Annotated in this window: 26 protein-coding genes; all 26 read right to left on the bottom strand. The window is 63.7% G+C overall.

Annotated features, from left to right (window positions below; translation table 11 throughout):
- Positions 1 to 107: 107 nt before the first annotated feature.
- Positions 108 to 836 carry a sigma-70 family RNA polymerase sigma factor gene (locus HPY55_09695; protein NPV70902.1) on the bottom strand — a complete coding sequence of 243 codons (729 nt, stop codon included), beginning with the start codon at positions 834 to 836 and terminating at the stop codon, positions 108 to 110.
- A gap of 4 nt (positions 837 to 840) precedes the next feature.
- On the bottom strand, positions 841 to 1305 hold the full coding sequence (locus HPY55_09690) for an anti-sigma F factor (protein ID NPV70901.1): 465 nt from the start codon (positions 1303 to 1305) through the stop codon (positions 841 to 843).
- Positions 1306 to 1307: 2 nt separating this feature from the next.
- Positions 1308 to 1652, bottom strand: a complete 345-nt coding sequence (gene spoIIAA, locus HPY55_09685; protein NPV70900.1) for an anti-sigma F factor antagonist — start codon at positions 1650 to 1652, stop codon at positions 1308 to 1310.
- Positions 1653 to 1821: 169 nt separating this feature from the next.
- Positions 1822 to 2985 carry a D-alanyl-D-alanine carboxypeptidase gene (locus HPY55_09680; GenBank protein NPV70899.1) on the bottom strand — a complete coding sequence of 388 codons (1164 nt, stop codon included), beginning with the start codon at positions 2983 to 2985 and terminating at the stop codon, positions 1822 to 1824.
- A 96-nt stretch (positions 2986 to 3081) separates the two neighbouring features.
- Positions 3082 to 4287 carry a phosphopentomutase gene (locus HPY55_09675; protein NPV70898.1) on the bottom strand — a complete coding sequence of 402 codons (1206 nt, stop codon included), beginning with the start codon at positions 4285 to 4287 and terminating at the stop codon, positions 3082 to 3084.
- 10 nt (positions 4288 to 4297) lie between these two features.
- On the bottom strand, positions 4298 to 5185 hold the full coding sequence (gene xerD / locus HPY55_09670; protein ID NPV70897.1) for a site-specific tyrosine recombinase XerD: 888 nt from the start codon (positions 5183 to 5185) through the stop codon (positions 4298 to 4300).
- Positions 5186 to 5259: 74 nt separating this feature from the next.
- Positions 5260 to 5463, bottom strand: coding sequence for a hypothetical protein (locus tag HPY55_09665; GenBank protein ID NPV70896.1), 204 nt, complete (start codon positions 5461 to 5463; stop codon positions 5260 to 5262).
- Positions 5464 to 5618: 155 nt separating this feature from the next.
- Positions 5619 to 6740, bottom strand: a complete 1122-nt coding sequence (ald, locus tag HPY55_09660) for an alanine dehydrogenase (GenBank protein ID NPV70895.1) — start codon at positions 6738 to 6740, stop codon at positions 5619 to 5621.
- A 108-nt stretch (positions 6741 to 6848) separates the two neighbouring features.
- The gene (spoIIM, locus tag HPY55_09655; protein ID NPV70894.1) at positions 6849 to 7490 is read right to left on the bottom strand and encodes a stage II sporulation protein M; all 642 of its coding nucleotides are present in this window, start codon (positions 7488 to 7490) and stop codon (positions 6849 to 6851) included.
- Between the two features lie 63 nt (positions 7491 to 7553).
- Positions 7554 to 8783 (bottom strand): TIGR00375 family protein, encoded by a 1230-nt coding sequence (locus HPY55_09650; protein ID NPV70893.1) that lies wholly within the window; start codon positions 8781 to 8783, stop codon positions 7554 to 7556.
- Positions 8780 to 9373, bottom strand: a complete 594-nt coding sequence (locus HPY55_09645) for an NUDIX hydrolase (protein NPV70892.1) — start codon at positions 9371 to 9373, stop codon at positions 8780 to 8782. Before HPY55_09645 ends, HPY55_09650 begins: the two co-directional genes overlap by 4 nt.
- Positions 9374 to 9467: 94 nt before the next feature.
- Positions 9468 to 10169 (bottom strand): hypothetical protein, encoded by a 702-nt coding sequence (locus HPY55_09640; protein NPV70891.1) that lies wholly within the window; start codon positions 10167 to 10169, stop codon positions 9468 to 9470.
- A 91-nt stretch (positions 10170 to 10260) separates the two neighbouring features.
- Complete coding sequence (locus tag HPY55_09635; GenBank protein NPV70890.1) at positions 10261 to 10821, bottom strand: 2-oxoacid:ferredoxin oxidoreductase subunit gamma; 561 nt, start codon at positions 10819 to 10821, stop codon at positions 10261 to 10263.
- Complete coding sequence (locus tag HPY55_09630) at positions 10822 to 11538, bottom strand: 2-oxoglutarate oxidoreductase (protein NPV70889.1); 717 nt, start codon at positions 11536 to 11538, stop codon at positions 10822 to 10824.
- A 31-nt stretch (positions 11539 to 11569) separates the two neighbouring features.
- Entirely contained in the window at positions 11570 to 12613 is a 1044-nt protein-coding gene (locus HPY55_09625; protein ID NPV70888.1) for a 3-methyl-2-oxobutanoate dehydrogenase subunit VorB, read from the bottom strand.
- A 10-nt stretch (positions 12614 to 12623) separates the two neighbouring features.
- Complete coding sequence (locus HPY55_09620; GenBank protein ID NPV70887.1) at positions 12624 to 12848, bottom strand: 4Fe-4S binding protein; 225 nt, start codon at positions 12846 to 12848, stop codon at positions 12624 to 12626.
- Complete coding sequence (locus tag HPY55_09615; GenBank protein NPV70886.1) at positions 12814 to 13542, bottom strand: hypothetical protein; 729 nt, start codon at positions 13540 to 13542, stop codon at positions 12814 to 12816. Before HPY55_09615 ends, HPY55_09620 begins: the two co-directional genes overlap by 35 nt.
- 102 nt (positions 13543 to 13644) lie before the next feature.
- Positions 13645 to 14724 carry a Glu/Leu/Phe/Val dehydrogenase gene (locus tag HPY55_09610; GenBank protein ID NPV70885.1) on the bottom strand — a complete coding sequence of 360 codons (1080 nt, stop codon included), beginning with the start codon at positions 14722 to 14724 and terminating at the stop codon, positions 13645 to 13647.
- A gap of 282 nt (positions 14725 to 15006) precedes the next feature.
- A complete protein-coding gene (locus tag HPY55_09605; GenBank protein ID NPV70884.1) occupies positions 15007 to 16839 on the bottom strand; it encodes a sigma-54-dependent transcriptional regulator in 1833 nt (610 codons plus the stop codon).
- A gap of 120 nt (positions 16840 to 16959) precedes the next feature.
- The gene (gene spo0A, locus HPY55_09600) at positions 16960 to 17724 is read right to left on the bottom strand and encodes a sporulation transcription factor Spo0A (protein ID NPV70883.1); all 765 of its coding nucleotides are present in this window, start codon (positions 17722 to 17724) and stop codon (positions 16960 to 16962) included.
- Positions 17725 to 17784: 60 nt separating this feature from the next.
- Complete coding sequence (gene spoIVB / locus HPY55_09595; protein ID NPV70882.1) at positions 17785 to 19155, bottom strand: SpoIVB peptidase; 1371 nt, start codon at positions 19153 to 19155, stop codon at positions 17785 to 17787.
- A gap of 188 nt (positions 19156 to 19343) precedes the next feature.
- Complete coding sequence (recN, locus tag HPY55_09590) at positions 19344 to 21041, bottom strand: DNA repair protein RecN (GenBank protein NPV70881.1); 1698 nt, start codon at positions 21039 to 21041, stop codon at positions 19344 to 19346.
- 10 nt (positions 21042 to 21051) lie between these two features.
- Positions 21052 to 21504 (bottom strand): arginine repressor, encoded by a 453-nt coding sequence (gene argR / locus HPY55_09585; protein NPV70880.1) that lies wholly within the window; start codon positions 21502 to 21504, stop codon positions 21052 to 21054.
- On the bottom strand, positions 21501 to 22469 hold the full coding sequence (locus HPY55_09580; GenBank protein NPV70879.1) for an NAD(+)/NADH kinase: 969 nt from the start codon (positions 22467 to 22469) through the stop codon (positions 21501 to 21503). Before HPY55_09580 ends, argR begins: the two co-directional genes overlap by 4 nt.
- Positions 22470 to 22859: 390 nt before the next feature.
- A complete protein-coding gene (locus tag HPY55_09575) occupies positions 22860 to 23780 on the bottom strand; it encodes a TlyA family RNA methyltransferase (GenBank protein ID NPV70878.1) in 921 nt (306 codons plus the stop codon).
- Positions 23680 to 24279 (bottom strand): hypothetical protein, encoded by a 600-nt coding sequence (locus HPY55_09570; protein ID NPV70877.1) that lies wholly within the window; start codon positions 24277 to 24279, stop codon positions 23680 to 23682. Before HPY55_09570 ends, HPY55_09575 begins: the two co-directional genes overlap by 101 nt.
- Positions 24280 to 24928: the final 649 nt, after the last annotated feature.

Here is a 24928-nt window from a genome sequence, read left to right as displayed (position 1 = left end):
ATAATGCCCTGTCCAGGCGCAGAGAAGAAGCGAAAACCCCCGGGATCTTCCCGGGGGACTGCGAACGATGCGAACCCTGCTTACATGCGGCCCGGCACAGCGGCGTTTCAGCCCGTCATCAACTGCCGGAGTCGCTCGAGAGCCCTCTTCTCCTCGCGCGATACCTGCGCCTGCGAGACGCCAAGCCTGGCCGCCACTCCGGTCTGTGTGTATCCCTTGACGTACCTGAGGATGATCAGCAGCCGCTCGCGGGGCTCGAGCGAATCCAGCGCCTTCCCCAGCGCGAGCCGGTCAATCAGCCCTTCGCTTTCGTCTGGGCTGCCGGCCACGTCGAGCATGGCCGGCGACTCGTCACCGCCGGCCGGTCCATCCAGCCATTGTGGCGGCCTGGCGGATTCGATCGCCTCGATCACCTGGTCGGGCTCGAGCCCCGCCTCCGCGGCGATCTCCGCGACGGTCGGCTCGCGGCCGAGCCTTACGTTCAGAGCGGCGCGGGCGTCCGAAACCCTGGACCTCGCTTCCTGCACCGAGCGCGAGAGGTGCACAAGGGCGGTGTCCCTCAGGTAGCGCCTTATCTCGCCCATGATGACGGGGAACGCATATGTGGAGAATCGCACACCGAACCCGGGGTCGAAGCCGTCGATGGCCTTCAGGAAACCGACGTACGCAACCTGGACGATGTCCTCGTATTCATTGCCTGCGTAACACCTGAACCTCGCAGCGATGGCGCGGACGAGTCCCGCGTTCGCCTCTACGAGCGATTCGCGGGCGCTGAGGTCGCCCCTCGAGGCCCGCGCGATGAGTTCGAGGGTTTCTTCGTGGGAAAGCGGACCCAAACCCTCACCCCCGGCCCCCCTCGGCGCCTGGAACGTACTTGCTCATGCTGACCCTCGTGCCCCGGCCGGGGGTCGAGGTGACTTCCACGCTGTCCATCAACGATTTCATGAATATGAAGCCCAGCCCCATCCGCTCAGGGTCGTCTCCGGCGCCGCCCTTCATGCATCTCTCGACATCGTCCATGCCCTTGCCGTCGTCCTCGACGACAATGGCGATCGACCCCGTCCGCAGGATCGCGGTAACCCTGATGACCCCGGAAGCACCCCCGGATGGCACGCCGTAACCGTGAAGCACGGAGTTGGACACGGCCTCGGAGACGGCTACCTTTATTTCCTCCACGTCGGAGATGGTGAAGCCCGCCTGGGCAGCCAGAGCGGCAACCGCGACGCGGACCAGTCCGACATTCGCTGCGACCGAATCCACCTCCATGTAGAGCCTGTTTGCAGCCTGCTGCCTGTCCCCAGCCATGGTCAGTCCCCCTGAAGCGACGCCAGCGCCTCTTTCTCCGAGTCGTATAGGGGCATTATCCGCTTGATGCCCGAGAGCTCCAGAATGGGCCTCACGCGCTGGATGACTCCGCAGAGAGCCATCTTACCTCCCGCCTGGGTGACGCGCCTGTACCTGCCGAGTATCGCGCCCAGCCCCGATGAATCTATAAAGCTGACTCCCTTCATGTTTAGGATGCAGTCCCTGGCCATCGTGCGGTCCAGGGCGTGCTCGACGCTGGCCCTGAACTGCGGCGCGGTTGACAGGTCCAGTTCGCCCTCGACCCTGACGACGAGCACGTTTCCGGCCGACTCGAAATCCACTTTCAACGGTAGGCCCCCCCTGCTGCCTTCCCACTTTTTTCCTATCACGGCCTGATTCTCCGCTACCGGTGTTTTTCCTTCTCCGTCAGCGGTAGCCAGCGGTAGCCCATGTACGCTCTAATGCGACGGGGCCGCCTCGCCGGCAGCCCCGTCAATCCCTGACCAGGCCTACGCCTCAGAACGAAATCAGCCCCTTGAGTACCGACACGAAGTGCTGCGCCATGCCCTTCTTCTTCACGTCCTCCGCCGCGACGAGGTTGACGCGCCCCAGCACGCCACCTTCCCTGGTGAACGTCACTTCACCGAGCGCGTCGCCCTTCCTGACGGGCGCCAGGACTTCCTTCTTGAGGTTCACCTTCTGCGCCACGCCCTTCTCCTCGCCCTTCTTCAGCACGACACCCAGGTCCTTCTCGGGGACCGCGTCGACGTAGTCCTTCGCGCCCTTCCACACCCTCACCCTCTGTTCGGGGTGGCCCTTCTTGACGAGGAGCATGGGCTGGTAATTGGCGAACGCGTAGTTCAGCATCTTCGTGGAGTCCGCGAACCTTACCCTGGTTGAAGGGGCGCCCATCACCACGGATATGAATCTCTTTCCGTCCCGTTGCGCCGTGTTCACCACGCAGTAGCCCGCCTTGTCGGTGCTGCCCGTCTTCAGCCCGTCGCAGCCCGGGAAGAACACCAGCATCTTGTTCGCGTTGTCCAGGTTGAACTTGCCGCCCCTGAACTTGGTCTGGTATATTTTCGTCAAGTCGAGGAGCCCCGGCACGTCCACCGCGTGCCTGCCGATTATGGCCATGTCGCGCGAGGTCACCATGTGGCCCTCCTCGTCGAGCCCGTGGCTGTTCTTGAATTCACTGCCGGTCACGCCCAGCTGCCTGGCTCTTTCATTCATGATCGATACGAACGCCGGCTCCGAACCTGCCACGTACTCTGCAACCACCTTGCAGGCGTCGTTCGCCGACCCGACCGCAATGGTCGTAAGCCAGTCCCTCAAAGGGTGGGTCTCCCCAGGTTCGGCCCACACCTGCGTTCCTTCGAGTTCGCACCCTTCGCCGGCGGTCACAGGGTCGTCTAGCTTCACCTTGCCGGCTGCGACCGCCTCCAGTGCCACCACGAGCGTCATTATCTTGGTCAGGCTGGCGGGCGCCCGCTTTTCGTCGGGGTTCTTCTCGTACAGCACCTCCCCGGTCAGGTAGTCCATGAGGACACAGCACGGGGAATCAGTGGTCAGGTCGGCCCCGGCGTAGGGCGCCGCACCCGCAGCGCCGCCGGAAAGCGTGGTCGCAACGATCGTTATCACAAGGGTTGCCGCTAGCAATGAACTGGCGGTCTTCCTCACCTCGGCATCGCCTCCTGAAGGCTATACTGCCCAGATGAGCGAGACCTTTTTCACGCGAGGTCCCTGATGCCTGCCACCTCTCAGGCGTGGGAGCAACTACAGGGAGTAAACAGTGGAAAGGAAGGACTCGCCGCTGTGCGGTGGTTTCACGCCGAACGCTTCAGCCAGCGTGGCTCCAAGGTCCGCGAAAGTCCGCCTGAGGCCGATGTCGGCTCCGGCGAGGACCCGCGGCCGGGCGAGAAGCACGGGCACGTATTCGCGCGAGTGGTCGGTGCTGGGTGTCGTGGGGTCGCAGCCGTGGTCGGCGGTCACTACGAGTAAATCGGACGGGCGGAGGCCCGGAAGCATCCTGCCCAGCGACTCATCGAACTGCTCGAGGGCACGAGCGTATCCGTGCGGGTCGTTCCGGTGGCCGTACACCATGTCGAAGTCGACCAGGTTGGCGAAAAGTAGCTCGGGCGCTGCATCCGGCGCCCGTTCTCCCAGCACGAGGTCCTCCAACGTGCGGCACGAGTCGGCGTTGCACCCCGTGTGGAACGACCGCGATATGCCCTTTCCGCAGAATATGTCCTCGATCTTGCCGATCGCGGTGACGGTGACACCCGCTGCCACGAGCGACCCAAGCACGATGCTTTCCGGGGGCTCGAGCGGGAAATCCCGTCTCCGTTCGGTCCTCTTGAAGGCGCCTGGCTCACCGGCGAACGGCCGGGCGATAACCCGGCCCACCAGGTTCTCGCCCACGAGCATCGACCGCGCCGTCAAACACATACCATACAGCTCGTCCACGGGGATGACGTCCTCGTGCGCCGCGATCTGGAACACGCTGTCCGCCGATGTGTAGACGATCGGGTCACCGGTGGCCACGTGCTCCTTCCCAAGGCGTTCGATTATCTCCGTCCCCGACGCCGCGACGTTTCCGAGGGTGCGCCTTCCCGTCCTCCGTTCGAATTCGGCGATCACGTCGCGAGGGAACCCATGGGGATAGGTCCTGAACGGTTTCTCGAGCACGACCCCCATCATTTCCCAGTGCCCACCGACGGTGTCCTTCCCCGGCGAAGCCGGGGCCATGCGGCCGAATGCGCCCCTGGCGGGGACGACCACCGGCCCAACCCCGGAGACTCCGGGGATGAGCGGCAGGCCGAGGCCGGCCATGTTCGGAAGGTGGAGGCCCCCGACGGCCTTTGCCGTGTTGGAGAGGGTGTTGGAACCCTCGTCGCCGTACAAATGGGCATCGGGGGTCTCCCCAATGCCCACGCTGTCGAGTACGATTAGCACTACCCTGCTTGGCTTGGATTGCGTCATTATCCGGTCCTCAGGCCCTGGGGTGGGCCCGCGCGTACACCTCCTTCAGCCTGCCCTTGGTTATGTGCGTGTACACCTGCGTCGTCGAGATATCGGCGTGGCCGAGCATCTCCTGGACCGACCTCAGGTCCGCCCCGTTCTCCAACAGGTGCGTCGCGAACGAGTGGCGTAGCGTATGCGGTGTGATTTCCTTGTTGATCTTGGCGTCGTGGGCGTACCGCTTGACGATCTTCCAGAATCCCTGCCTCGTCAGGCGCTTGCCGTGGTGGTTGACGAAAAGCGCCTGCTCGCTGCGGTCGGGTCCCAGACGGGGCCTGCCTGCCGAAAGGTAATCGGCCACGCACTTGACAGCCACCGAACCCACCGGGACTATCCGCTCCTTTGAGCCCTTGCCCGAGCAGCGTATGTACCCCATGTCCAGGCTTATGTCCTCCACGTTCAGTGATATAAGCTCGGACACGCGGATCCCCGTGGCGTACAGCAGCTCAAGCATCGCTTTGTCCCGCAACCCCGACGCGGTCGACGGGTTGGGCTGCTTCAGGAGTGTCTCCACTTCCTTGATCGTGAGCACCTTCGGCAGCCTCTTCTCGAGTTTGGGCGACTCCAGGTTCGCGGTCGGGTCTTTGTCGACGTACTTCTCCCTCAGGAGGAACTGGTAGAATGAGCGCAGCGCGGCCAGCCGGCGGGCGATGGTAGCGGTCGCCTTCCCCTGCTTCTGAAGGAACAGGAGGTACGCGACCACGGTCGCCCTGGACGCCTTCTCGAGCGTGGCACCGCCGTCAGACTGCAAGTATTCCCAATACTGCCTGAGATCTCTACCATAGGACTCCAGGGTGTTCAGGGCAAGTCCCCTCTCGGTGCTCAGATAATTCATGAATTCACCTATCAGGTTGTTCAAAGCCTACAGCCCCTTCTATCCGACTGCACTGAGGGGATTCATTCTACGGTTTTTCCAGAAATTCCTTCCACTACCTAACGCGCTATGCCAATGATGCTCAACACTTTTTCGATTACCAGACCCAGATTAGCCGCGCCTTTACCGGCCGCAGGAATCATAAGCCTCGCCATCGCGTCCACGGCCCTCGGAAGCACAAACCCGGCCAGGAACAGCAGTACACACAACCTGGCTACCACCCCGAACCCCCGCCTCACCCTGGTAAGCGAAATGACTATCATAGTCCATCCCTTCCCCGGTATTCTTTTCCTGCCACAGGTACTTATTCAAGGAATATGTGAATGCCGCGTGGCTTATTACGGTCACCGGCCAGTCCCCCCGGAAAGGAAAAGGGGCCCACCGGGCCCCCACCATTAACTGGATAAATATCAGAAGCCTACTTGCCGATGACCTCGGACAGCGGCACATAGGCGAGGTTGTGCGCCTCGGCGACGGCCTTGTAGGTCACGGCCCCGTTTATGACGTTGACGCCGAGCGCGAGCGCCCTGTCCTCTTTGATTGCCGCTATGTGACCCTTGTTCGCCAGTTTGACGGCGTACGGGAGAGTGGCATTCGTAAGGGCGAACGTAGACGTCCTCGGCACCGCGCCGGGCATGTTCGCAACCGAGTAGTGGACGACACCGTGCTTGACGTAGGTCGGGTTCGAGTGGGTAGTCACCCTGTCGATGGTCTCGACGGAGCCGCCCTGATCGATCGCGACGTCCACGATGACCGACCCCGGCCTCATCGTCTTGACCACCTCTTCGGTCACGAGCCGCGGCGCGCGGGCGCCGGGCACCAGCACCGCGCCGACGAGCAGATCGGCGTGCTTCACCGACTCCGCAATGTTGTACGAGTTGGACATGAGCGTCATGACACGGCCGCCGAACACGTCGTCCAGGTACCTGAGCCTGTCGATGTTCAGGTCGAGTACGGTCACCGTGGCCCCCATCCCCGCGGCCACCTTGGCGGACGCGGTCCCCACCGTACCACCGCCGACTATGGTAACGTTGGCCGGCGGTACACCCGCCACGCCGCCGAGCAGCACACCCCGGCCACCGTTCCTCTTCTCAAGGAGGTGCGCGCCTATCTGGGTGGCCATCTTGCCCGCGACTTCGCTCATCGGCGTCAGGAGCGGCAGGCTGCCGTCATCCTTCTGGACTGTTTCGTATGCGATCGCTGCAACCTTGTTCTTCACGAGGGCCTTCGTCAGTTCAGGCTCGGGAGCCAGGTGCAGGTACGTGAACAGCACTTTGCCCGGGGTCAGCAAGTCGTACTCCGGTGGAAGGGGCTCCTTGACCTTCATAACCATGTCCGCTACGGAAAAGACGTCGGCAGCCTTGTCAAGGATCTTCGCGCCCGCCGCCCTGTACTCGTCGTCGGAGATGCTGCTCCCGGAGCCCGCGCCCTTCTCGATGTATATCTCGTGCCCGAACTTCACGAAACTGGCCACGCCCGCCGGCGTGATTGCGACGCGGTTCTCGTCTGCCTTGATCTCCCGCGGAACCCCGATTTTCATCTGTAGCGCACCCCTTTTCGCCAGTACTGGAACTCGTCTCTGCGGACGAGCCCAATCCAAAGGATGGTTCGCCATGGTTGCATGAAGTCCTCCAGAGGGCCGGAACGCCTAGTGCGCCCCGGCACCTATGAGGGAGATGAGAGACGGGGTCACGACGGCCTCCACCCCACTCGACGCGAGGAGCGCTGCCCCGAGCAAGGCGGCCAGAAGGCTGTACCTGGAGAATTCCCCGAGGAAATCGATCCCCCTCCCCGAGCGCCTGCTTGCGATGAGGATGAAAGAGAACGACAGCGACAGCACCCCGAGCGATAGAATGGCGGGCACCGCGAGCAGGTTCTGCGGCAGCACGGCGGCAGCGGAGAACAGAATACCCCTGTAGCCCATGTCCTCAACCAGGAATGCCACCGCAAACCCCAGTGTGAAACCACGGGTGAACACGATCAGCAGCACGAGGGGGATCCCAATCACGGTAACGCCAAGAAACCACAGCGCGGCGGCGGTCTTGAGGTTGTTCAGGAGGGATGCCTGGAACACCTTCGCCCGCGACACCGGCTCGGTGTACCTCACGACCCCGCGAAGGAGCGTATCAACGTAGGCCACGAGCTCCGACTTCTGGTCCGCGGTAAGGCCTTTCACCGCCACGGCGCCGAACGCCACCCCCGTGACGAACAACACGCCCACGAAGAAATACGCCGCAACGTGCGTCTTGAACACCCCGGTGGCCGACATTCCGACTCTGCGCCCGAACACGGTCGACCCTCCCCTGCGCCGGCAATACACGATATGCCGCGCGCGGGGTGGGTATGTCCGAAGTCAGCCGGTGGGGTCGCAAACCGACCCGTACACCCCGCCCGCGCCCACCGTAACCTGGAGCCGGCCTTCCCTGGCCGCGACCACCCTGGAGGCCAGGATGGGGCCCACCACGCTTTCGAGGTCCTCCGCGGAGGCGCGGTGCAGTGCGTTCATCTCCGAGCCGAACGCGGCGATGATCCGATCGAGCGAGCGCGGCCCGAGGCCCGGGATGAAAGCCAGGGGGACCTGATGCATGTACTGTGGCCTGCCGTGCGGGTGAACGGGCGAATAGCTGCTGGCGATCGACCTCACGCGGTCCCAGACCCCGAGCACGACGCGCGCGTTTCCGCACAGTGTACACTCATTCTCGGGAGCGGGGCCTGTGGCCACGTGCCCGCACACGGGGCAGAACGTCCTGTGGTACTTCCCAAGCCGCGGGTCCAGGCCGTAGTTGGCGGTGACTCTCCTGCCGCCGGAATAGCGCAAGGCGAGCAGCAACTCGGCGAACGACGGCGCCTCGAGCCACAGGGTATTGTACTCCCTCGCGATCGACGCCCTGGAGTGGGCGTCGGAGTTGCTGAGGAAACTGAACCGGCTCATCTCGTCGATGGTGTCCGCCATGCCAGTATCGGCGCTGAGACCCAATTCGACAGACGGCATATGCTCGAGATCCCGGTCGTCGAAAGCCTCGCCGAGCCTGGTCACGCACGCCCCAAGGATGCCCCGGTGGGGAGTGAACACGTGGGCCGGCGCCACGAGACCGCCCAGGTCCGCGGCGACGCGGACCACCTCGCCCGCGGGAGCCTCACAACGCTGGCTCGATAACGTGACGTTGGTCACGCGGGGCTCCAGCCACCGCGAGAAGCGGACCATCGATTCCAGGGTCGGGAGGTAGGCCAGCAGGTGGCAGCGCGCGCCGCGGACTACCACCTCCACCTCGGAGCAGAGGATTACCGTGACGTTGTCTGCCCCGGTTGCCCCGGCGCCAGAGTAGCAACCGTCGACACCGGCCACGCGGATCCCCCCGGCGGCGTCCTCGCAGGCGTCTTCTCCCGCGACCAGCCTGCGCAGGTCATCAAGCACTCCCGGCGAATGGCAGTCGACGACCCCGGCGATCTGGATGCCCTTCCGGCGCGTACACTCCTCCACGACGCCGGTGACGGTAAGTCCGGCCGACGCGGAGATCTTGACGGGCCTCCCCCGCCCGTCCCTGCCGAGGTGTATGTGAAGGTCGGCAAAGTATTCGTTCACCGGCCGCCCCTTCCGGCCGCGCGGGGCGCTTCGAAGGCCCCCCTGTCCATGGCGAGGAGAAGGCCGGCGACCGTCTTTGCGTCGCGAATACGCCCGTTCGAGATGAGGTCCCGAGCATCCGCCAGCGGAACGTGCTCCACTCTCAGCAGCTCGTCATCGTCGGGGAGAGCCTCGCCCGGGCGAACGGGCTCCAGCCCGGACGCCAGGAACACGTGAATAACCTCGCTCGAGAAGCCGGGGCTCGTGAAGAAAGAGCCGAGTCTTTCCCAGTCCCGCGCAGTGACCCCGGCCTCCTCGCCGAGCTCTCTCCTGGCGCATCCGAGCGGGTCCTCACCCGGGTCCAGCTTGCCCGCGGGGATCTCCAGGAGCGTGGCTCCGGCCGGATAGCGGTACTGCTCCACAAGGAGTACGTTTCCGGCATCGTCGAGGGCGACGACAGCGGCCGCCCCGGGGTGGAGCACGACCTCCCTGGTGGCCACGCCCCCGCCCGGCAGCGCCACGCGGTCCACGTTGAGCGTGAGGATCTTGCCGTTGTGCACGGTCTTTCGTTCTATGAGCTTCTCCTCCAGTGAGTCCGTCCGCCCGCACATCCCCCGGTCCACGTCCTTCCTCAATCAGGGGCGTATAATCGAAGGGGGGAGGCCGTGCCTCCCCTCCCAATCGCCGTTAGCCTCGTCCCGACCCTCAAGTAGCGGGTTGCGCGTTCTCCTCGGAGTTTATCTTGGGCGGAAGGTTACCCAGCCGCCTGTTGCAAGCGTCAAGAGTCGCCTTAACGGCTGCCTCGAACGCGTCTCCCTTGATGGGCGCTGCCCCGACCAGGAGCTCCTCATTACCCCTCGCCGTGACCAGCGACACCGCCACGACCGCGATCTCCTGCTTGGACAGGAACATCGTACCCACATCCTCGAGGAGAAAAACGTTCTGGGGGTTGATCACCTGGTTAATCGCGCTTACGGCCGCCTGGCAGGCCACTTTGAACGACTGGTATCTGTTGCTGGAGCCCTCGGCGGTCCCCTCGTACCTCATGCCAGCCTCATCGAGCTTGCACAGGACCACCTTGGCCTGCACCCGTCCCCTCTGCGAGTCGTTGGTGAGGATGACGTTGACCAGCTTCACCCTGCTGGGGCCGGCCCCCGTCGGAATCGACGTCAGCTGTGCCACGCTGATCTTCTTGTGATCGATGGTGATACTCCACCGCGCCGCCAGCGAACTCTCGACATCCCTCACCAGCTGCTTGGGATTCCTGTCGGTATTCGCCAGGATGTGGATTTCCTCTATTGCCCCCCAGTTGTTCACCACTACCCGGGAGGACATAACCCCGGGTAACCTCGAAAGGAGCGCCTCGATTTCGTCCACCGTGACAGTTACTCTCGGGGCATCCTGCACGCTCTCTACCCCCAGGACCCGCTGAATGGGCATCTAGCCATATTCTAGCATGGTAAAGCCCTTCCAGCAAGTTGGTGGGGGCGGCCTGGGTCTACGCTGCTCCACCCGCAGCCTGCGCCCTTACGAAATCCCTTCCCCTTTCCAGCGCCTGCTGGTTGACGGGGATCAACGAGTGCCGGTGCGGCGGCAACGCTTTCTTCAGGGACTCTACGACCAGGTCGGGCCTGACGGCGTTGGTCATCTCCAGGAAAGCCCCCAGGACGACCATGTTTGCTACCTTGTCGTTTCCGAGTTCGAAAGCGATGTCGTTCGCCGGGATCTCGAGCACCTTCAGGTCGGTCCTCGCCGGCCTCCTGTTAACCATGGAACTGTTCACTATGAGCAGGCCGCCCGTCCTTATCGCAGTCTCGAATTTGTCTAGAGACGGCAGGTTCATCATGATCCCCGCCGTGGGCTCGCTCACGACCGGCGACACGATCTCCTCGTCGGAGACGACCACCGAGCAGTTCGCGGTCCCGCCGCGCATCTCCGGCCCGTACGACGGTATCCAGGACACCTTCTTCCCCTGCAGCATGCCCGCGTACGCAAGCAGGGTCCCCATCGACATGACCCCCTGCCCGCCGAAACCCGCGATGACGATCTCGTGGACCATCTATCCCACCTCCGCCGGCGATTTGAGTTCCCCGAGCGTGAACGTGGGTATCATCATTTCCTCGACCCACTTCAGGGAGGCCTGGGGCGCGAGTCCCCAGTTGGTCGGGCAGATGGATAGCACTTCGACCAGGGAGAATCCGAGATCGAGCATCTGCACCTTGAACGCCTTGAGGATAGCCCGCCGCGCCCTCGCCACGTTGGCCGGGTTGTGCAGCGAGACCCTGGCGATGTACGCGGCGCCGTCCAGCGTCGCAAGCATCTCCGCGATCCTGATCGGGTAACCCGCCCTCGACGGGTCCCTGCCGCCCGGTGTCGTGGTCGTGACCTGCCCAAGCAGCGTGGTCGGCGCCATCTGGCCGGACGTCATGCCATATACCGCGTTGTTGATGAATACCACGGTGATCTTCTCGCCCCTGGCCGCGGCGTGGACTATCTCCGCCGTACCGATAGACGCGAGGTCCCCGTCACCCTGGTACGAAAACACGACCCTGTCGGGCAGCACGCGCTTGATGCCGGTGGCCACAGCCGGAGCGCGACCGTGCGCGGCCTGCTGGAAGTCGACGTTGAAGTAGTTGTACGCGAATACCGCGCACCCGACGGGCGAAATGCCTATCGTCTTCGCGGCAATCCCGAGCTCGTCGATTACCTCGCCCACCAGCCTGTGCGCTATGCCGTGCGTACACCCGGGGCAGTAGTGCATGACGACGTCTTTCATGCAGCGTGGCCGCTCGAACACCTTCTCCACGTCACACACCCCCTTCCACGAGGCTCACAAGCTGCTCCAGGATTGCCTGGGGCTGCGGGATCATCCCGCCTGTCCTGCCATAGAAGCGCACCGGTGCCCGCCCGCACACCGCAAGCCGTACGTCCTCGACCATCTGGCCGCAACTCATCTCCACGGTCAGGAACCCCTTCGCCCTTCGCGTCGCCTCTTCCAACGCCTTGTACGGGAACGGCCAGAGGGTGATGGGCCTTATGAGGCCCGCCCTGATCCCGGTCTCGCGCGCCTTCTGCATCACCGAGCGGCATATCCGCGAGGTGGTGCCGTACGCCACGAGGAAGTACTCGGAATCGCCCGGGTCGACGACTTCGTACCTGACCTCCTTGCCGGAGATCGTACGGTATTTCTCGGCCAGGTGTAGGTTGTGCTTCTCCAGTACCTCAGGGTCGATGTACAGGGAGTTGATGAGGTTGGCGGCCCTCCCATTCGCGCCGGTCGTGGCCCACGGTTTCTCCCGCGGGGCTGAGAACGGCCGTTCCTTGAACTCAACCGGCTCCATCATCTGGCCGAGTATCCCGTCGCCCATGATCATGACGGGGTTCCGGTATTCGTCCGCGACGTCGAACGCGTCCATCACGAGGTCCACCATTTCCTGGACCGACGCCGGCGCCAGCACGACCAGCCTGTAATCGCCGTGGCCGCCGCCTTTGGTGGCCTGGAAGTAATCCGACTGGGCGGGCTGGATGCTTCCGAGCCCCGGGCCGCCGCGGACCATGTTGACGATGACGCACGGAAGTTCCGCCGCGGCGATGTACGATATGCCCTCCGATTTAAGGCTTATCCCCGGCCCGGACGACGAGGTCATTACCCTCGCGCCGGCCCCCGCCGCGCCGTACACCATGTTGATCGCCGCTACCTCGCTCTCGGCCTGCAGGAATACGCCACCGACCGCCGGAAGCCGCCTCGACATGTACTCGGGGATCTCGTTCTGGGGCGTTATGGGATACCCGAAGAAGTACCGGCACCCCGCCCTGACGGCGGCCTCGCCCACGGCCTCATTGCCCTTCATCAGCGCAAGATCAGCCAACCGCGGCGCCCCCTTCCCTGTAGACCTCGATGGCGATGTGTGGACACATCCTGGCGCAAAGCGTGCAGCTCGTGCACTTGTCCTGCTCCCGGACCTCGGCCGACCTGAAACCCATCCGGTTGATGCGCTCGGAGAGGTTAATGATCTTCCTCGGGCAGACCGCGACGCACAGCTCGCACGCCTTACACCTCTCCTCGTTGAAGACCACTCGCTTCACGCAGAACCCTCCCCATTCTCCACGCCGCGGTCTCCCACGGCGGCTTCATGAAAAGGCGAAGCGGAAGAATCTCTCCATCCGCTACCAGCAGCCGCGCAGGCGCGGCACCCTCCATGAACTCGGGAACCCCCGTAAGCACGATGTCGAGCCCGAGCACGCGCCCTGCCGCCGCGGCGACCGCACGGCCGTCCTTCACTATGCTTTCAGTAGTGTGCGGCCCGAGGTGCGTGTTGGACACCAGCCCCGTGCAGGATCGCCCCATTGCCGCCTCGATCTCACGGACGTAGTGCACGATCTCCTGGGGCGTCCTGGTGAAAGGCCTTGAGGCATTCACCACGAATAGAATCCGGAGTCCTGATGGGCGGGCGTACCCCGCCAGTGACCCAAACGCGCGCGCGCCAGCGGGGTCGCCGCCCACGTCGATGATCACCTCCAGAGACTCGTTCTCAATCGCCCCCCTCGCCTCGGGCGGGATGACCGGCAGATCCGTCCGGGAGACCGCGCCCGGCGGGGTGATGACGCTCAGCCCGAGCGCCTCCAGCTCTTCACGAACCTCCCTGGTCCTGAAGTAAGGGGTGACCACGTCCAGATCGATGATCGCCACACCATGGCGGCCTCGACACGGCGCGGACGCGAGCCTCGCCAGGGCGTAGTTGATGGAGACCTCGGTCTTGCCGCTGCCATAAGGTCCCACGAACGCCGTGACGCGGCACTCATTCCCGCCAGCCGCGCTACCGTCGCTCCCACGAATCCGCAGGACAGATCCCTCCCCTGCCCTTGAACAGCCTGCCCGCGGTCACGCCGGTACCGGCGCCCGCAGGTACAGTCGCTTGATACCGCTCAGGGTGTTGATGCGCTCTTCCGCGAGCTGCTCGGCGGCGCGGTGCGGCGCGATCCCCCGCGCCCGCGCGGTCTCGAACACCCTGAGCAGGATGTCGTATATCCGCGAGATCCGTTCGAACGTTTCCTTCCGGTTATAGCTCCCGCGCCTGAGTTCGGCGGCGCAGTTAGTCACGCCTCCACCGTTCATGACGAAATCCGGAGCATACAGAATCCCCGCCCGGGCCAGCTCCTCGCCGTGGTGCGATTCGGCCAGCTGGTTGTTCGCCGCGCCCGCCACGATACGGCATCTCAGCCGCGGGATCGTACCGTCGTTGATGACGCCCCCGAGCGCGCACGGGCTGAACACATCGCACTCCACATCGTATATGTCCTGCGGGTCCACGGCCCTCACGTTGAACCCCGTGACCACGGACTCGACGGCATCCTCGAAGATGTCGGTCACGACGACCTCCGCTTCCTCCTCGACGAGGTGGCGGATGAGATGTCTGCCCACATGCCCGGCGCCCTGCACCGCGACCTTGCGGCCCGCCAGCGAGTCATCGCCGAACACCACGCGGCAGCACGCCTTCATCCCGTGAAGAACGCCCCACGCCGTTGCGGGCGACGGATCGCCGCTCACTTCGGGCCGCCCCGCGACGAACCCCGTCTCCGTGGCCACCACCGCCATGTCGCGCTCGCCGACTCCCACGTCCTCGGCGGTGATGTACCTGCCCCCGAGGCTCTGCACGAACTTGCCGAACGCCCTGAACAGCGCCTCCGTTTTATCCTTCCTGGGATCGCCAATTATGACCGCCTTACCACCGCCCAGGTCGAGCCCCATGATCGAGTTCTTGTACGTCATGGCTCGCGACAGCCTGAGCACATCCTCGACCGCTTCCTCCTCGGAACCGTACGGCCACATCCGGCACCCACCCAGGGCGGGGCCCAGGCTGGTGTTGTGGATAGCGATAATGGACTTCAGGCCCGAGACCTCGTCGAAGCAGTAAGCCACCTGCTCGTGCCCGTACTTCCCGATCTCCTTGAAGACCTCCACGGATCCCACCTCCGCCCGCCGGCGGCGCCGCGCACGGTGCGACGCGCATTACAGCGTGGATTGCGGCTTGCGCAGGCACCACCAGCTCTTGACACCTCACGAATGCAAATCCCGTGCCTGAGCGCCCCGGGAAACGAGAAGCCGCACCGTGCTGCAGTGCGGCCTGTTCGGCAGCCATCCGGCCCGTGAGGGGCGACCCTACGATGCAGTACAGTTCATGGTCTGCAGATCTCTGCACGCATGTGACTGCACACGGTCCGCCGCCCTCCGCGATGCCCCTCTCTATTCGTTGGTAAGGCCGAGCCGCTCCATCTTGTAGTACAGGCTCCTGGTCGCGATCCCGAGGCGCCTCGCAGATTCGGTCTTATTCCACCCCGTCGCTCGGAGCATACTGAGGATCGCCTCGCGCTCCACCCTCCGCATCAGGTCTACGAGCCTCTCCTCCCCGCCCCCCTGCGCGGCCCCGGCGCCGGCGGCGAGCCCATCGGCCGCCCGGCCCACCGGCTCGGGGCGGCCCAGCGCCGGGAGGTGCCACGTCTCTATGAGTGTATCGCTGTACTTCATGTTGATGATGGCCCGCCCGAGGATGTTCTCCAGTTCCCTGACGTTTCCGGGCCAGTCGTATGCGCAGAGACGTTCGAGCGCCTCTCCGGAAGCGCCCTTCAGCGACCTGCCGTACTCCTGGTTGAACTTGCGTATCAGCCAGTATACGAGTCCCGGAATGTCCCCCCTGCGCTGCCGCAACGGTGGAATGAGTATCGGTATCACGTTGAGCCGGTAATACAGGTCCTCCCTGAACTTCCCGTTCTCCATTGCCTGCTCCAGGTTGACATTGGTAGCGGCGATGATCCTCACGTTGATCTTCGTCGGGGTGGTGTCGCCGACCCGCATCACTTCCTTCTCCTGAAGCACCCTGAGGATCTTGGACTGGAGGTTGAGATTCATGACGCCGACCTCGTCCAGGAATATCGTTCCGCGGTCCGCTTCCTCGAACATTCCCCTGCGGCCGCCCCGCCTGGCCCCCGTGAACGCGCCCTCAACGTAGCCGAAAAGCTCGCTCTCGAGGAGGGACTCCGCGATCGCCGCACAGTTCACGCGCACGAATGGCCCGCTCTTCCGCTGGCTGAGGTTGTGTATCGCGTGGGCGAACAGCTCTTTTCCGGTGCCGCTCTCGCCACGCAGCAACACCGTCGCGGGCGTGCGCGCAGCGCGCCGCGCCTGGTCGACTGCCGATTTCATCAGCGGACTCTCCGCCACGATATCTTCGAAGGTGTATTTCGCCTCGAGCCTCCTCACGAGGTGCTTGACGCGATCGAGCTCCTCGGTGAGCCTGATTATCTCCGATTTGTCGTGGATGACCGCTACGCTCCCCTTGAGACCACCGGCAACCAGGATGGGGGCGACATCGACCAGCACCTCTCGCCTGCCGGGCCCCACTTTCATCGGTACGCCCGTAACGGGCTGCATCGTCTCGAGCACTAGCAGGTGCATGCTCTCCCCCTCGGCGATGTCGACGGTCGGCGGCTTCCCTATCACGTCCTCCCCGGTGAGTCCCGTCAATCGCGTGTAGGCGGGATTGATCATGAGCCCCTTGCCCTCGGCGTCGACTACCGAGATTGCATCTTGCGTGGAGTTGATTATTGCCTCGAGCATGCTCTGGATCTCGCGGAGGTTCGTTATCTCCTCCGCGAGGTGCTTGACCTCCGTAATGTCCCTGAACACGGCCACCGCCCCGGCGATGTCGCCCTTCTTGTCCCGCACCGGGACCCTGTTGGTTATGATCACCGTCTTGCCGGTGTCCTGCTGCTGGTTAAGCTCGGCTTTCCCCGTCCGCGCCACGATGTGCAGCCTTGTGTTGGGGATGACTTCCTCCGCGGGTCTGCCCACCACGTCTGCAGATTTCAGGCCCGTGATGGCCTCCGCCGCCGAATTGACGATGGTGACTATCCCGCGTGAATTCACGGCGATCATGCCATCGTGCGTTGAATTGAGTACAAACAGGAGGTAATCGATTATCCTTTCCTGCGGGCCTACGAACCCGTGAAGCGCGCGCTCCAGAACATCGAGACCGGCCATTCTCTTCACCTTCGCCGTCGATTTGTGCTCTTCCACCATGAAATCCTTTGCAGACTCTGTTCGAGAATGCCCGCCGCAGTACCTTCAAAAATAGTACTCTTAAATGATAAAGCCCGGCGGGAACCATGTCCCTCCGGGACTTGACTCGCAACCGCAGAATCACGAGGCCCTGAGGTCCATCCTGATCTTGTCGGCAACCATCGCGATGAATTCCGAGTTGGTCGGCTTGCCTCTTTCCTGGCTCACCGTGTGCCCGAACATGTTGTTGATCAGCTCGATATTCCCCCTGTTCCACGCGACCTCGATTGCATGCCTTATCGCCCGTTCCACCCTGCTCGGGGTGGTCTTGTACTTGGATGCGATGTTCGGGTACAGTTCCTTGGTGACCGCCGACAGGAGCTCGACCTTGTTGACGACCATAATTATAGCGTCCCTCAGATACAGGTACCCCTTGATGTGGGCGGGGATCCCGATCTCGTGGATTATGTTTGTGACCTCGGCGTCCATGGTCTTGGTCTTAACCTGGGGCATCCTTGTCACCGGGGCCGCGGAGCACATCTGGCGGATGCGGCTGACCAGTACATCCAGGTTGAACGGCTTCAGGACGTAATAATCGGCCCCGAGCTCCGCAACACGGTGGGTGATGCTTTCCTGCCCGAAGGCGGTCAGGATGATGACCCGCGGGCGCGTTCCCGTGTCGGTCGCCAGCTTCTCGAGCACCGCTATCCCGTCGATGTGCGGCATGATAATATCCAGCACGAGGACGTTCGGGTTGGTTTTCTTGAGGAGCTCCAGAGCGTCGTTTCCGTTGTGTGCGATTCCCACTACTTCCATGTCGGGCTGATTTTGAATGTGGTTTTTCAACAGCTCGCAGAAGTCCTTGTTATCGTCGGCGATAGCGACCCGGATCTGGCCCACGGATATAACCCTCCCCAGAGTAGTGATGCGGTTTCACCAATTCTACGAAGCCCCTTGCTTATCCTTCTAAGTAAGGCAGTTTTTTCCTGTGAGTCGAGCCGCCGGCGAAAGCGAATGGGCCGGGGATCTCATCCCCCAGCCCACCACCCTGTCACTGCCGTGAAGCCCGGCCTCCATTATCATCCACTCTATGAACACCCCGTAACCCCGGGTCGGGTCGTTCACGAACACGTGAGTTATCGCACCAATCAGCCTGCCGTCCTGTATTATCGGACTCCCGCTCATACCCTGCACGATCCCGCCCGCCTTGTTGATGAGGTCGGGATCCGTGATCTTTACGATGAGACCTCTCCCATCAGGTTTCGATTGCCTTATCACCTTCTGGATCTCTACCCTGAATCGCTCCATTTTCTGGCCCTGGACGACCGTGATTATTTCCGCGGGGCCCTCCCGTACGTCCTGGCCCAGGCCTATCGGGAGCGGTTCGGGATACAGCGGATTATCGGGGATGACATCCAGTACCCCGATGATGCCGAACTGCGTATTTCGCTGTATGCATCCTATTACGTCTTTTTCCTCGAGGAATACCCCGATCTTTTCACCGGGTTGCCCCCGGCGGCCCTCTTCGATGCCCGTGACTGTCGCCTTGACAATGCGCCCGTCGCGAACGTCTATCGGCCTGTCGGTCTCATCGTCGGTTATCACGTGGCCAAGCGCGCCGAATACCCCTGTGGAAGGTTCGTAAAAGGTCAGCGTACCGACTCCGGCGGCACTGTCCCTCACCCACATCCCTATGCGGTACTTGCCGGAATCCCTGCATATCAACGGGGTCACGCGCACCAGCGCCTCGCGACCATCTTTCTTCCGGAGGAGCAAGGTGGCCTCCGCGTTCTTCCGTCCGGCCTCGTCGATCAATGCCGATATGTGGGCGTCGCTCCGTACCTTCTCCCCGCATACCTCGAGCACCATGTCGCCGACCTCGACACCGGCGTCCCTCGCGGGATATATCGTCTTGCCCGCCGCCGTGGTTACGGGCGCAAGCCCCGTTACGAGCACGCCCTGCGCGTGGATGAGGACTCCGATGGAATGGCCCCCTGGAAAGAGCCTGAGGGATGGAAGTACGTCGACTAGAAGCCGCTTCAACGGAATAACCCCGAAGAGGCGAAATTCGAGGTTCGCGCGGCCTTTAGCGAGCGGGACCACGGAAAAACCGGTCCCCGCTGTGCCCGAGACGTTTCGGACCTGGATCACGCGGTCGTCAGCCGAAACAATGCTGACGAACGGGATCGTTCCCCGGATCTCGTGCTCGCGGCCCTCAAACAGTCTGATGCTGCCGGGGATACTCGCAAGACCCCAAAACGGCGCGCTGGCACAGGTTACGGCGAGGAGCCACACCAGGAGCAGGCCCGTTATCCGGCGCCTGGTCCAGCTCGACAAGTCAAATCACGCTCCTGCCGTTTCCACCTCCAGCGTTCTTTCTTTCAGAACTAAAATGCCCGGAAAGAGCGTGAATTATGTTCCCAAAGTGTGGTCGAGAACGCGCAACAAAAACAAACATGCCCGGCGCTACCGGGCTTTTTTCGACGTATTCGGCCGATCCCGGCCGGTCGCGCGCGCGGGCCGGATCAATCTCCTTCCAGGAGTTCCCTGGCATGGTTCAGCGCGATCTCGGATGAGCCACCGAGCATTCGTGCGATTTCACGTTCCCGCTCGGACCCGCTGACGCTCTTGACCCGCGTTATCGTCCTCGCGCCGTCTGTTTCCTTCCATATCAGGAAATGCGACGTCGCGCGCGAAGCGATGTGCGCGAGGTGCGTCACGCACAGTACCTGACGCGTCTTACCCAGCCCCGCCAGTCTCGATGCGACCGCCCTGGCGGTTTCGCCGCCTATGCCGGAGTCGATCTCGTCGAAGATCACGCAGGGGACCTGGTCGGCATCCGCTGTTATCGATTTGAGCGCCAGCATTATCCGCGACATCTCACCACCCGAGGCTATGCGCGCCAGTGGCTTCGGTGGCTCACCAGGGTTCGGGGATATGAGGAACTCGGCGCGGTCGACACCCCGTGCGCTGACGGTCAGGCGCCGGCCGTCGACGGGCACGCCGCCGGCGTCCTCCTCGGTGGATAGCTCTACCGAGAACGCCGCACGCCCGACGCCCATCGCGTCCAGTTCCTCGATCATCCGCGCCTCGAACCGGGGCGCCGTGGACTTCCTTTCCTCCGACAGATGCCCGCAGATGCCCCCCAACGACTGTTCGATTTCGTCGCGCCTCGCGCCAAGCCGTTCGGCGAGACCCGCGGCGTTTTCGAGCCTGTCGATCTCGGCGTTGCACTGGTCTCGGTACGCCAGGATCTCGTCGATAGTGTCCCCGTACTTCGCCTTGAGCTGCTGGATCCTGTCGATCCTGGCTTCGACCTCACCAAGCCGCGCCGCGTTGGATTCAACGCGTTCGGCGTAGATGCGTATGTCGCGAGCGACGTCTTTCACGACCTCGGAAACCTGCGAGATCGACTCGGCCAACTGGTTGAGCCTCGGGTCCACCCGCGCAGCCGAGGCCACCTCCGACCACGCCTCCCCGAGTATGTCAATCGCCGATTGGCCCCGTCCTTCGTAGAGCCTGGAGTAGGCCGAGCGTGCGGCGTTCTTGAGCAATTGCGCGTTGCGCAGCACCGTGGCCTCGTCGGCGAGGGTGGCGTCCTCGCCGGGGCGCGGGTTGACCGACTCTATTTCCCTCACCTGGAACCTGACGATGTCGAGCCTTCTCGCGCGGTCCTTCTCCCCGCCCCCCAGTTCCCGGATCTCGCGAATGACGGCCTGGTACTCAGCGTAGGTCTCCGCGACCTTCGACTTGAGGGCGGCGACGGTCCCACCGGCGAACGCGTCCAGCACGTCGATGTGCGTCTCGGGGCGAAGGAGTGACTGGTGCTCGTGCTGCCCGTGGATGTCAACGAGGCAGCCCGCGATCTCGCGCAGCATCCCGGCCGTCGCGGAGCGCCCCGCCACCCTGGCGACCGACCGGCCGGTTGAGGATATCTCCCGTGACAGGACGACCGCGTCATCTTCCTCGACGCCCCAGTCCCTGAGGAGCGCCCTCGCGCGCTGATTCGACGAAATAACAAAGACGGCCTCAACGACCGCCCTGTCACACCCGCTCCTCACGTATTCCGAGGACGCGCGACCGCCGAGCAGCATCTCGACGGCGTCTATTATTATCGATTTCCCCGCGCCCGTCTCGCCCGTGAGCACGTTGAGGCCGGGGTTCAATTCCACCCTGAGCGACTCGATGAGCGCGAAGTTCTCGATTCGCAGCTCAGAAAGCATGCACAGCCACCTAACTCGTCAGGCTCCTCAGGCGCTCGACAATGGAGAAAGCCGCCTCTCTGGGCTTGACGACCATGATGATCGTGTTGTCGCCGGCCACGCACCCCACGATCTCCTGCCACCTCAGGTTGTCGATGGCTTCGCCTACAGCCGACGCCGTTCCGGAGAGGGTCTTCACCACAACGATATTATCGGAGTTGTCGATACTCACGCAGCAGTCCGCGAGCAGCCTCTTCATCTTCTCCGCCGTTCCCGCCGGCTGCGAGTCATCCGACGGCATGTACCTGTACCTGCCGTCGCCCGCCGGGATCTTGACCAGGTTCAGTTCCTTGATGTCCCTGGACACCGTGGCCTGGGTGACCTCGATGCCCTCCTGCCCCAGCAGTTCCGCCAGCTGCTCCTGCGTTTCAATAACCCTGCCGCGTACAAGCTCGAGTATTCTCATCTGCCGGCGCGCCTTCAATTGTCAATACCCCCTCGGCAGCCCGGGGACTTGTCCCCACGGATGGAGTTCTTCTCTCCCACGCGGTTTCCTGCCGAAACGCCGCGAACGGCCTCGAACCGCCGGGTGGGGACGGTGCCCTCTTTCATCTTCTTCCGGAGCACCTCGTAGAAGCTCCAGTCTCTCGCCCGGACCAGCCGGGCCACGTCCGCCGAAGGCAAGAACGCCACCTCGTCTCCTGCCCTGAGCCCGTACCCCCTCTGTCCGTCTATGGTAATCATCGTGTCCTCGTGGCGTCCGGTCAGGACGACCTTTACGTCCTCACGCCTCGAAACCACCAGTGACCGGCTGTAGAGACTGTGAGGGCATATAGGGGTTATGACGGTCACATCCACGCTCGGGCTCACGATCGGACCGCCGGCGGAGAGCGAGTAGGCAGTGGAACCGGTGGGCGTGGCGATGATGAGGCCGTCCGCGGGGTACGTGTCCACGTATGTCTCGTTTATGTACAGGTCCAGCGAGATAATCCTGGCGAAAGGCCCCTTGGCGATCGCCGCCTCGTTCAGCACGAGGAACCTCGACTGGGCCTCTCCTCCGCGGGCCACAACCGCATCGAGCATCATCCTGTCCTCGACGGTGTAGTCGCCGCGAAGGAATCCGGGCAGCGCGTCGTACAGGTCCTGGAGCTCGATCTCGGTGAGGAACCCGAGTCGCCCGAGGTTCACGCCGAGAACAGGGGTGCTGGCAGGCGCTATCTGCTTTGCTACGTTGAGGATGGTGCCGTCGCCGCCCAGGACTATCACGAACTCCACCTTCGCCGCCCAGTCCGCGGGGCTGACCCCCTGGGCGGGCCTTCCCGTGGCGCCCGCCGCCTCGTCGGAGAGTACCACCTTCACGCCCCTGCTTTCCAGCCATTTCAGGAGGCTGAGCGCGACGGGCAGTGCCCCTTCCTTATCCAGATTCGGCCACAGTCCGATGCCTTTCATGGATTCACTCCGTTTCCAACACTTTTCGGCAGGCAGGCAGGGGGGCCTCCCGAGCCAGGCGCCCGCGCGATGGCTTCTCCACTGCCGCAGGCTTATCCTTTACCTGAACCTCCCCCCGGCTAAAGCCGTGGGGTTCTGGGAAGAACCGCTCCGACTCCGGATCCACGGCCCGAAGGAGGACGGCCGAGACCGCCCACTCGCGGGTTGGTTTTCTATAGCCCGCTTCCACTCCGCCCGCAGGAGCGGTTCCGCACCTGACCAGCGCTCGCGTGCCAGGTCCGCGCGGAGTCGGTTGTCCTCACCCACGCACCGAGCCAGGAACGCGCTGCAGAGGTCCCGTTGCATCTCGCCTCGCCTCTTTTCGGTCACCGCCTGCCGCGCCGCCTGCTCCTACGTCAGGTCCGCAGGTCCGCAACCCAAGGCGATCCAGGCAGCCTCGACCACCGCAACGGCACGCGCGCGGACCATGTCGGGGCCGAGTGGCGGAACGAGCGAGGGCGGGGCGATAGCGTACATCCAGAATTCTATGTTGCCCTCGGGGCCGGTTATGGGGGAGTACGACAGCCCCGCAACCGAGAACCCGAGTGACACCGCTTGGTCGCATAGCCTGAGGATCACATCCAGGTGGGTTGAGGGATCCTTCACCACGCCGCGTTTGCCCACGCGGGCCCTCCCCGCCTCAAACTGGGGCTTGATAAGCGAGAGGACGGCCGCCGACGGGGCCGCCAGCGCGTGCACTGCCGGCCAAACCCTGGCGAGGGATATGAACGATACGTCGAGCGTGACCACGTCGACGCGGGCGCCGAGCTTCTCGGGGGTCAGGTAGCGGAGGTTGGTGCGCTCGAGTACCACCACGCGCGGGTCGTTTCGCAGCCTCCAGGCGAGCTGACCGTAGCCCACATCGACCGCGTACACCCTGGCCGCACCCCTCTGCAGGAGGCAATCGGTGAACCCGCCGGTCGAGGCCCCGGAGTCGAGCGCGCTCTTGCCGGAGACATCCACACGAAATTTGTCGAGCGCCGCGGCGAGTTTCAACCCACCCCTGCTCACGTACGGGAGTGGCTCCCCCCTGACCTCGATGCCCGCCCCGGGCGGCACGGCGCAGCCGGCCTTGAGCCGTGGTTCGCCGTCCACGTAAACGCGGCCTTCGAGTACGTAAGCCCGCGCTCGCTCGCGGCTCGGCGCCAGGTTCCGCTTGACCAGTTCTACGTCAAGGCGTTCTCCTGCCAGACGAATTCCCTCCGAAAGGCTTGATGCCCGTGACCTGCTCCCAGCCGTACAGCAGCCGCCCCACGGCCGTAGTGATCTCATCCGACCTGCCTATGGCTACTCTCTTCGCCGACGCCTTCCCGCCGACGGTCAGGGCTGCCACCAGACCAACCGCAAGGGTGCCGGCCAGCGCGGGGTTCCATCCCCGGCTGCTCGACACCTGGAAGACCGCCCCCGCCGCGAGCGCCCCGCTGAGCGTGCCGGCCAGGTCCCCCACGACGTCGTTGCATATTGTAACAACTTTTCCCGCATTCCTTACGATTGCGATGGACTGCCTGGCGCCCGGGATCTTCTTCGCCGCCATGGCGTGAAACGGCGCCTCGTCGGCCGACGCCGCAGCCAGCCCCACGACGTCGAACAGCACGCCCGTGGCCACCACGAGCAGAATCGTCAGGATGGATAGAGCGGGAGGCAGGTGTGAGAGAACCCTCTGGAGCGGCAGGGAAACAAATATGGCCAGGACGAATGCCCAGAAGCCGGTGAGCACCCCTGCCCTGACCGATGGGACCGCTTTGCGGGCCCTTGATTGACCATTAGCCAACTATCAGACCAACCCTCCATAAAAGTACGGTCCGGTGAGTGGCAGCCCTCCGGGTAAATTTTGCGGCTTGAGGTCCAGCAGGCTTTCCCGACAGGTCCACCGCGCGTCGCCGCCGCGGCGGTTTCCCATTAGGACCAGCCGGCGCCGTCACCGGACGCCGTGCTGGACTACCACTTAGCACACACTGCAATCCCCGGAGTGCCTCCGGTCGAACAGCCTAGGAGTTTTCCTCAACAGCCCCGCGCCGTTCCTTAGTCCCTTTTGCACCCGGGATTTCAGAACCGCCCGCTGCGCCATTGTGGCGCCCGCGATACACGGCCATCCGCCCCGCGCGCTCAGGACAGGCTACGCTGCACACAGTGCTACCGTATGCAGGTTTACCCCCAAGCCATGGCTCCAGGCCACGCGCTTGGGCCTCAAGGGGTAAGGGTCCACGCCTACATGCCGTTGTAGATCGCCCTCGACCCCGTATCCTCCAGCACCAACCCCCGACTGGGCGTCGAAGGCCGGCACCAGAGGCTTCATCGATGTGCCCTTGACGGATTTTTAGGCCCGCCCTCAGGAACGCCGGCTCTGACTAGGATACTGCGCCACCCACCGGCACGGCATGCAACATGATAACATGGGGGTGCGAGTGGGTCAAAGCGCG

The sequence above is a fragment of the Bacillota bacterium genome (assembly GCA_013178305.1).
In the GTDB taxonomy this organism is placed as follows: Bacteria; Bacillota; Sulfobacillia; order JABLXB01; family JABLXB01; genus JABLXB01.
Note: the sequence above shows the minus strand (reverse complement) of the source record. Positions and strands in the feature narration are given on the sequence as shown.

What these genes read in the sequence shown, in the direction of transcription:
- HPY55_09625 (NPV70888.1), bottom strand. Translation starts at nt 12,613, where the DNA reads ATGAAGGGCAATGAGGCCGTGGGCGAGGCCGCCGTCAGGGCGGGGTGC.
- HPY55_09635 (NPV70890.1), bottom strand. Translation starts at nt 10,821, where the DNA reads ATGGTCCACGAGATCGTCATCGCGGGTTTCGGCGGGCAGGGGGTCATG.
- HPY55_09675 (NPV70898.1), bottom strand. Translation starts at nt 4,287, where the DNA reads ATGACGCAATCCAAGCCAAGCAGGGTAGTGCTAATCGTACTCGACAGC.
- HPY55_09630 (NPV70889.1), bottom strand. Translation starts at nt 11,538, where the DNA reads ATGAAAGACGTCGTCATGCACTACTGCCCCGGGTGTACGCACGGCATA.
- HPY55_09575 (NPV70878.1), bottom strand. Translation starts at nt 23,780, where the DNA reads ATGAGATCACTACGGCCGTGGGGCGGCTGCTGTACGGCTGGGAGCAGG.
- HPY55_09690 (NPV70901.1), bottom strand. Translation starts at nt 1,305, where the DNA reads ATGGCTGGGGACAGGCAGCAGGCTGCAAACAGGCTCTACATGGAGGTG.
- HPY55_09605 (NPV70884.1), bottom strand. Translation starts at nt 16,839, where the DNA reads ATGGTGGAAGAGCACAAATCGACGGCGAAGGTGAAGAGAATGGCCGGT.
- recN (NPV70881.1), bottom strand. Translation starts at nt 21,041, where the DNA reads ATGCTTTCTGAGCTGCGAATCGAGAACTTCGCGCTCATCGAGTCGCTC.
- HPY55_09665 (NPV70896.1), bottom strand. Translation starts at nt 5,463, where the DNA reads ATGATAGTCATTTCGCTTACCAGGGTGAGGCGGGGGTTCGGGGTGGTA.
- HPY55_09645 (NPV70892.1), bottom strand. Translation starts at nt 9,373, where the DNA reads ATGTGCGGGCGGACGGACTCACTGGAGGAGAAGCTCATAGAACGAAAG.
- ald (NPV70895.1), bottom strand. Translation starts at nt 6,740, where the DNA reads ATGAAAATCGGGGTTCCGCGGGAGATCAAGGCAGACGAGAACCGCGTC.
- HPY55_09580 (NPV70879.1), bottom strand. Translation starts at nt 22,469, where the DNA reads ATGAAAGGCATCGGACTGTGGCCGAATCTGGATAAGGAAGGGGCACTG.